The following is a 7291-nucleotide window of genomic DNA, read 5'->3' as shown; positions in this document are numbered from 1 at the left end:
GCCGTCACATTCCACCAGAGCCTGGTCTGCTTCCGGGCCGACCGAGGCGCCGGTCCACAGATCAATTTTGAACTGCTCTTTCTTAATCCGTTCTTCCAGTGCGAGTGGTACTGCTTTCGGGTAACCGGACGGTGTAAATCCGCTGATGCCGATATGATCATTCGGGTGAATCATGGCGGCCGCTTCTTCTGCGGTCATGACTTTGCCGAGCAGATCTTTACACCGAATTCTGTCGCGAATGTCGTTAATATCCATTCCTTTACCATCTCCTTAAAAAACAACGGAACACACTATGTCATACATAGTTCCGAGAAACAAAAAAGGATATCGCCGCCGTCGACAATATCCTTTCGAGGGAAGAGAAATAGTCAACGGTACCGCAATGCGATAAAACCTAGCGTTTCCTAAATTCTTGAATCCCCTCCCTTGTGGACCAACTCCGTATTTTTGCTAAGAGCCTTGTAAATCAGACCCTCGCATGCTATTCGTCTATATGATAGTCGATGATTTTTACCTTGTCAATCATTACTATTCGTTTTCTAATCTTTCTAAGCCCCTTTGAAACAGCGCTCGATGTTTATTACAAAAGATTGTTGATTAATTGTAAACCTTGTTATTCCCTTTCATTATAACATCTATTCAATTATTTTTCAACGCCCCTTAAGCTTTCTAATATTTCTTTTCAGCGTTGCCCCAGTCGGCTCAGTGTGCTTTGCAATGCGCATAATGTCCAAAACGTGAGCGCTACCGTCCGGTGAAAGAAATTGCAATCGAACAGGCCGTTGATGCTCATGCCGACCACAGCCAACAGCACTCCCAGGGCTAACGCCCGCGAAAGATGGCTGACGCTTGTCCGATAGCTGCGCCACGCCAAGACGCCATGCCCCCAAAAAGCCAACATGTATAATATGAAACCGATGATGCCGGTCTCCGCGAACACCGTCAAGTACAGGTTATGCGCATGATAACTCACAATCGACGGATCTTGAATATAGTAATCATAGCGGGGATACACAAGAGGAAACGCCGCCCAACCAATGCCGGTCCACCAATGATCGCCGATCATTTGCCAGGTGCTGCGCCAAAACGCAAAGCGCAGGTCCACGGACGTATCACCACCGTGAAAAAGAGAGATGAAACGCTCCGTAATTTGTCCATGATGCAACCAAAGAAACACGGGCACGGCCAACAAGCCCCAAGCGACCCTTCGGTCATAGATAATGGCGGTGACGGTAAGCGCCACCAACATGCTCACCCACGCGCCCCGCGAATACGTTAGCAATAACACCAGCAAAATCAGCAATAAAAGCGCCGCCGTAAGCCCGCGTTTATATCCGCGCTCATAGATCGCGGTAAAACTCGCCAGCACGCTCGCGATCATCAGTAAGTACGCCCCCAGCAAATTGGGATTGCCCAGCGTACTGTACATACGACGCAACAGTAGCGGGAAACGCTCACGGTCCACCCACTCCATCGTAAAACCGGCAAACCCGCCGAAGAAATACTGGTAAATACCGATAACGCATACAATAACCGCGCCGCCCAACAAATAACTCAAAAAATGCACGCATTGCTCCCGCGTGCGCAACTGCCATGTCACCAGTAAATACATCGCCGTATAGGTGCCGCAACGATAAAAAAAGTTATAGGCGCTGGCGGAAGGTTCCGGCGCCAACCATGTGGTGCAATACGCCCAAGCGGCAAACAGCATGAGCGCCACTCCCGGCCAACGCAAGGCGCGCAAACGAGCCGGCTCACGCCAAAGCAACACCGCCATAACGGCGCATGCCGAAAACAGCGAAAGCTCCAGCCCCATTTGCCACCAGGGCATAAAAAAAGCCGCCGCGTATAATAACCCGCTGCACCACTGCGACAACAGTCGGGAATGCGTCTGTACCTGCATGCAGATTCGTTCCTTTCAGGATGATATTAAGTTTATTATAATGCGCGGGGCTCTTTCTGTCCACGCGAGCAGGGCCTGACACCCGTGTTGTCCCTTGTCCCCGCCCGTAAAGTTATCAATGATGATTAAACAGCTCTTTTTTTTAGCATTAATCATGTTTGTTTATATTTCGTAAATTAAACATTCTTTTTCAACGCCCTTTTACTTTTCTATTTCACTCAAATTTTTATTTCCCTATATATAAATGATTTAATATATAAAGATAATAATGTTATTATTATTATTAAAATTGATACTTCGTATAAAGAAACTTCCTGTTCCCTTGCCGCATGATGATTTTATGTATGCTACAATAGCAAAAGGAGGGATTCACATGGACAAAATCAAAGTTGGTACAATGGCTGTCGCCTTCATGTACACGATTTACCATATCAACAACGTCGGCTTGAACATCGGTAACGGTCTGGTGCTCGCCGTGGTTCTTTTTTGCATCGCTATCGATTGCTACCGCTATGCCAAACGGCGTACCACCGAAGACAAAAAGAGTTTGTACCGTAAATAAGTCAAAAATTTTCGCGGTCTATATTGATTTATTTGCATATAATGACTATACTAAAGATGAGCATCATTCATATTAAACATAAGGAGGAATGTGACAATGAGCATGATTGGGAAAAAACTTCCGGAGTTTAAGGCGGACTACTATCAGGCGGGCGAATTGAAGCAACTCACCCACGAGGACGTTTTGGGGAAATGGGCGGTTTTCTTCTTTTACCCGGCCGATTTCACCTTTGTATGCCCGACGGAATTGGCGGACTTGGCCGATCACTATGAAAAATTGCAGGAATTAGGATGCGAAGTGTACAGTGTTTCGACCGATACGCATTTTGTTCATATGGCGTGGGCGAAAGAATCCCCGAGCATTCAGAAAGTCCAATACAAAATGATCGGTGATCCGACCGGTCAATTAGCCCGTTACTTTGATGTCATGAACGAAGCGGAAGGCAGCGCGCAACGCGGTTCGTTCGTCATCGACCCCGAAGGCGTCATCCAGGCCCTGGAAATTCACGCGGACGGCATCGGCCGTAATGCGGATGAATTGGTTCGCAAAGTGGAAGCGGCGCAATTCGTTGCCGAACACGGCGACCAGGTCTGCCCCGCGCGCTGGCACAAAGGCGCGGAAACGTTGAAACCGGGCAAAGACTTAGTCGGTACGATTTAACTTCAAAAAACCACCCTTCGGGTGGTTTTTTATTTCAAAGGCAAGAGACGAGTGCGCGCCGGCAAAACAAATTTTATTCCGATATAGAATAAAATTGACAATCGCCTCTAAATTCGCTACACTAGGAGAGTATTCATGCACGCGGAGAGGTGTCCGAGTGGTTGAAGGTGCATGATTGGAAATCATGTGTACGGCGCAAACCGTACCGGGGGTTCGAATCCCCCTCTCTCCGCCATTTACTTTCGGTCAATATACTGCCGAGTAAATGAATTACGGATAACATCAAAAGACCTGCGATATCGCGGGTCTTTTTCATGCCTGTCGGTGTTCAGCAACGTCAAGCGCGATCATTTTCCGAGTCATCGCGGCGCGCGGAAAAACGCCGCCCCAGATCAAAGTCCTCTGAAAACTCATGCCATGCTGTCGTCACCATGCGACAGACGCTTACCTCGCACCATTTTTCGTCACTCTTGACATATATTACCGCCTATGTATTCTGAGCGTAGAAAAAGAGTTGCCCGTAATAGAGCCCGGCATCGTAGCCGAACGCACATGGGAACTCTTTTTCTTTTTCTTTTTCTTTTTCTATTCCTTTTTTTCATATTCGCACAACAGCTCGATAAGCGAAGCGCATTTCATTGCCGCCCCGATCCATTCGGCGGCATTTTTTTATTTCATCTCGCGCATCGCCGTAATGTTACCGTCATTTTTACCGCTCTTTACGCGAGCGCTTATTCTTTCACGAGGACTTTTTCTATTTCGCCGATGTACATGTCATGGAAATCGCAGTCGGGATAATGCTCGTCAATGATCCGCGCGTCAATAAATCCGGCGGGAAGCAGCGGCGCCTGATACAATTTGCGGCAAACGATCACGATCTCGGCTTCCGCAAAGTAAGTGTAGTCTTCTTCAAATACGGGAGTAAGACCGACCTTAGCGACTTTATCCTCATCACGCCCCGAATGGCTACCCAAGTAGCCCATTTCTTTTTTGTAGTCGCCGCCGAAAAGAGAGAGCGTGTACCGATCCGCGCGATCCACAAATTTTTTGGTGTAACGTTGCGGACGGATATAGACGATCGCCGTCGGGCGTTGCCAAATGACGCCGACATGCCCCCAGCTCGCGGTCATCGTATTGTAGCCTTTGGCTTCATCGCCGGCGGTCACCAGCCACCATTCGTTACCGATCATTTGCGGAGTGACTTGCAGTTCTGTTACGGGAATTTCACGCATAATAGACCTCCTTCACACAATATTTTCCTTTTCCTTCATTATACGCCACGATGACGACGCGGGAAAATCCAATCATTTTAATGTAATGAAGTTGGCGGCTTGTTTGGGTACGAAAAACGGCGTTTTTTCGATGCGCATGCTATAATAAATACAGATACATCATAAAGTAGCAGAGGAGGAATAACTATGAGTTGTCCACACAGTAAATACGATGTCACCAAAATGGATTCGCATGAACGCGCCCGCTATGAGTCGGCGATGCGGCATGTCGAGGCCGCCAAGGCGGCGGGAAAGTCGACGGATGAATGCCATGCGATTTTCCAAACGATCATGAACCGCAAATGGGATGATCCCGTGCCGAATGACGAGGCGCACCGCGACTACGCGGAACGGGTAGAGCGCGCGAAAAAAGCGCGTGACAACGGCGCCGGTTGCAAGGAAATCGCCGCGATTTTGCACGGCGAAAAGTAAAAATATAACTTTTTCCATATAGCGGCGGAACGATTCCGCCCGAAAGGATCCATATGCATTGTGAACACTGTGATCACGATACCGCGCCGGTGACCGCTGCCGAGAAGGCTCGTTCGAAGCGCGCGACGCGCGAAGACGACGCGTATTTTGACGGCGTGGTCCGCAACGACCCGCCGGAGACGATCGTTCGCCATGATGATGTCCGTCATGAGGAAAGCGAAGAGGATGCGAATCAGGAAGGCGTTGTCGTTCGTCATGACGATGCCTGAACAGGCGACATCGACACGAACGAGCCGGATACTCGGGAAAACGCGTGGCCACTACGCGCGCGGACCGGTGAGAGCGTCGGTCACATCGTAAATAGAAAAACAAAAGGGCCCCGGTCTGCTTGGGACCTTTTTGCTTTCTTATTTTCCGCATGCCGCGGGGAAACCGCGCATGCCCCAAAGGCTATGAATTTGGTATAATAAAGTAAACTTATGCAAAGGAGATCGCTTATGTATACAGAACGTGAAATCAATTTGCAAGACGCCGGCATGCACCAACGCCTGATGGATTTTCTGGCCGGCTTTGAATTGACTTTTTCGGGCAATATCGACTATTCCATGGGGATCTTTGACGGTGACCGCCTGATCGCCACCGGCTCGCTGAGCGGCCGTGTTTTGCGCAATATCGCCATTGATCCGGAGTACCAGGGACAAGGTCTTACGCACCGCATTCTCGACCATCTGATGGCGGAAGCGAAACGTCGCGGAATCAACAGCTATCAAATCTTTACGAAACCGGAAAAAGTACCGGTCTTCGAGCATTCCGGCTTTACCTGCGTCGCGAAAGCGGAACCGTATGCCGCGCTGCTGGAATACGGCGATGATACGCTGGCGGAATTTTTAGAAAAAACCAAAAAAATCGTCGGTGAGCCGGTCGGTCCGGTGCGCGGTTCCATTGTCATGAACTGCAACCCCTTTACCAAAGGCCACCGCGCTTTGATCGAGTACACGTCGCAACAGTGCGATGATGTCGTATTGTTCGCCGTGCAGGAAGACCGTTCGATGTTCCCGTTCGCGGATCGCTTGGAACTGATTCGCAAAGGGACCGCCGACCTCGGCAATGTCAAAGTGGTTTCGGGCGGCGATTATATCATTTCGAACGCTACCTTCCCGACCTACTTCATCAAAGGCACGGAAGCGCTCGACGCGCAGACGAAACTCGACGCGACCGTGTTCGCGGAGCAGATCGCGCCGGCGCTCGGCATCACCGTTCGTTTCGTCGGCGAAGAACCCACCGACAACACGACCAGCGCGTATAATTCAGCGCTCAGTAAAGTCTTGCCGATGAATGATATGGATTTCAAAATCATTCCCCGTATCCAAAAAGCGGGCACTATTGTCAGCGCCTCCAAGGTGCGCGCCGCGCTTGGCAAGGATGATTGGCAAACGGTGGAAGAAATGGTTCCGAAAACCACGCTGGATTACCTGCGTTCGGAACGCGGCGCCGCCGTCATTGAAAAGATCAAAAAAGACGCCGCAGCGAAAGCTGAAGCAGAGAAGCAAGCAGCCATTGCCGCCGAACAGCGTAAAGCACAGGAAGAAGCAGACCGAATTAAGCGTGAAGCTGAGCAGAAAGAAGCGGCCTGCCTGGCGGAAGAGAGGCGCATCGCTGACGAAAAGGCAAAGCGTGAAGCGGACGTTAAGCCAATAAACAATCTTTCCCCTTTTCCGCTTTGACGAAGATTACTATTCACTCACTAACCAATAGGCTCTTGTTGCGCCTCCCTGCATGGCATAAGAGATTCCGAATGACATTAGATCTGCGAGGTGGGCATCGATTGCAGCGTTGCTTATTCCTGGTTGCACGCCCACTACAGTGAATCCAAGTTGGGTTGCCCGAGTAGCGTAAAGTCTTTCCTTGAGTGTCTGCAGATCACCCACAACAAACCTAGACGGCGACTTAAAACGTTGACTCATTCGATCCTCCATATGCGCAAGAAGTACAGATACATCGCAATAGAAAACGGACTTCACCAACTGACCAGCGACTTCGTACACATCATCCACTCGCCCCCCGCTGGGGGCGCCTCCTGCTCCTTTACAGTGGTACAACGTGATGTCCACGACGCCATTGGCCCCCACGGTCACGGCAATATAGTCGGCTGCCTCTCCAGAACGGTGGTCGTAAAACAATACGAATACGTTAGGGAGACCAAGGAGGTAATGTTCGAGATGTTCCTGTACAGTCCTTTTTCCCTGTAGCTCTGCACGCTGTTCCCGTGCTTTTTCAGTGTCATTGTCGATGACAAACTCGACCTTGATTTCGCACTCGTCCCAATCAATGACCTTCGTATCGTCCTTTGTTAGTGAAACTGCCTGTAACTGCGGCGCAAGCATTAAATTCAGCCCTTCAAAGGTTGATTTATCGGAGGCATAGAACATCGGCGGGTGTTCACTCAACCAGTCAGCTAACGGC

Annotated in this window: 8 protein-coding genes, 1 tRNA gene and 1 pseudogene; 6 read left to right on the top strand and 4 right to left on the bottom strand. The window is 49.8% G+C overall.

All coding sequences use genetic code 11. From position 1 onward, the window contains the following. Together KH813_RS05470 and KH813_RS05465 are read right to left on the bottom strand one after the other, a co-directional pair. Positions 1–255, bottom strand: a pseudogene (locus KH813_RS05470) (acetyl-CoA hydrolase); the annotation flags it as partial. Between the two features lie 427 nt (positions 256–682). After that, the gene (locus KH813_RS05465; protein ID WP_303994256.1) at positions 683–1903 is read right to left on the bottom strand and encodes an O-antigen ligase; all 1221 of its coding nucleotides are present in this window, start codon (positions 1901–1903) and stop codon (positions 683–685) included. A gap of 373 nt (positions 1904–2276) precedes the next feature. Between KH813_RS05465 and KH813_RS05460 the strand changes: the two genes are divergently transcribed. The 3 genes from KH813_RS05460 to KH813_RS05450 all read left to right on the top strand — a co-directional run bounded on the left by KH813_RS05460 (position 2277) and on the right by KH813_RS05450 (position 3360). Then, the gene (locus tag KH813_RS05460; protein ID WP_303994253.1) at positions 2277–2465 is read left to right on the top strand and encodes a hypothetical protein; all 189 of its coding nucleotides are present in this window, start codon (positions 2277–2279) and stop codon (positions 2463–2465) included. Between the two features lie 96 nt (positions 2466–2561). Beyond that, a complete protein-coding gene (gene ahpC, locus KH813_RS05455) occupies positions 2562–3125 on the top strand; it encodes an alkyl hydroperoxide reductase subunit C (protein ID WP_024048755.1) in 564 nt (187 codons plus the stop codon). A 143-nt stretch (positions 3126–3268) separates the two neighbouring features. Then, positions 3269–3360: transfer RNA gene (locus tag KH813_RS05450), tRNA-Ser, on the top strand. Positions 3361–3856: 496 nt separating this feature from the next. Here the strand turns inward: KH813_RS05450 and KH813_RS05445 are convergent. Beyond that, complete coding sequence (locus KH813_RS05445; RefSeq protein ID WP_303994244.1) at positions 3857–4357, bottom strand: flavin reductase family protein; 501 nt, start codon at positions 4355–4357, stop codon at positions 3857–3859. Positions 4358–4543: 186 nt separating this feature from the next. On the opposite strand from KH813_RS05445, the gene KH813_RS05440 reads away from it, so the two are divergent. The 3 genes from KH813_RS05440 to citC all read left to right on the top strand — a co-directional run bounded on the left by KH813_RS05440 (position 4544) and on the right by citC (position 6552). Then, positions 4544–4828, top strand: a complete 285-nt coding sequence (locus tag KH813_RS05440; RefSeq protein ID WP_303994242.1) for a hypothetical protein — start codon at positions 4544–4546, stop codon at positions 4826–4828. Between the two features lie 53 nt (positions 4829–4881). Further along, complete coding sequence (locus KH813_RS05435) at positions 4882–5097, top strand: hypothetical protein (protein WP_303994239.1); 216 nt, start codon at positions 4882–4884, stop codon at positions 5095–5097. A 228-nt stretch (positions 5098–5325) separates the two neighbouring features. Beyond that, entirely contained in the window at positions 5326–6552 is a 1227-nt protein-coding gene (citC, locus tag KH813_RS05430) for a [citrate (pro-3S)-lyase] ligase (RefSeq protein ID WP_303994236.1), read from the top strand. Between the two features lie 9 nt (positions 6553–6561). On the opposite strand, the gene KH813_RS05425 is transcribed toward citC, so the two are convergent. Continuing rightward, positions 6562–7291, bottom strand: a 730-nt coding sequence (locus tag KH813_RS05425; protein WP_303994234.1) for a hypothetical protein, incomplete at its 5' end; no start/stop codon positions are given.

Source organism: Negativicoccus succinicivorans, from assembly GCF_018373335.1.
GTDB classification, from domain to species: domain Bacteria; phylum Bacillota; class Negativicutes; order Veillonellales; family Negativicoccaceae; genus Negativicoccus; species Negativicoccus succinicivorans_A.
This window is presented reverse-complemented; position numbering and strand designations above follow the sequence as displayed.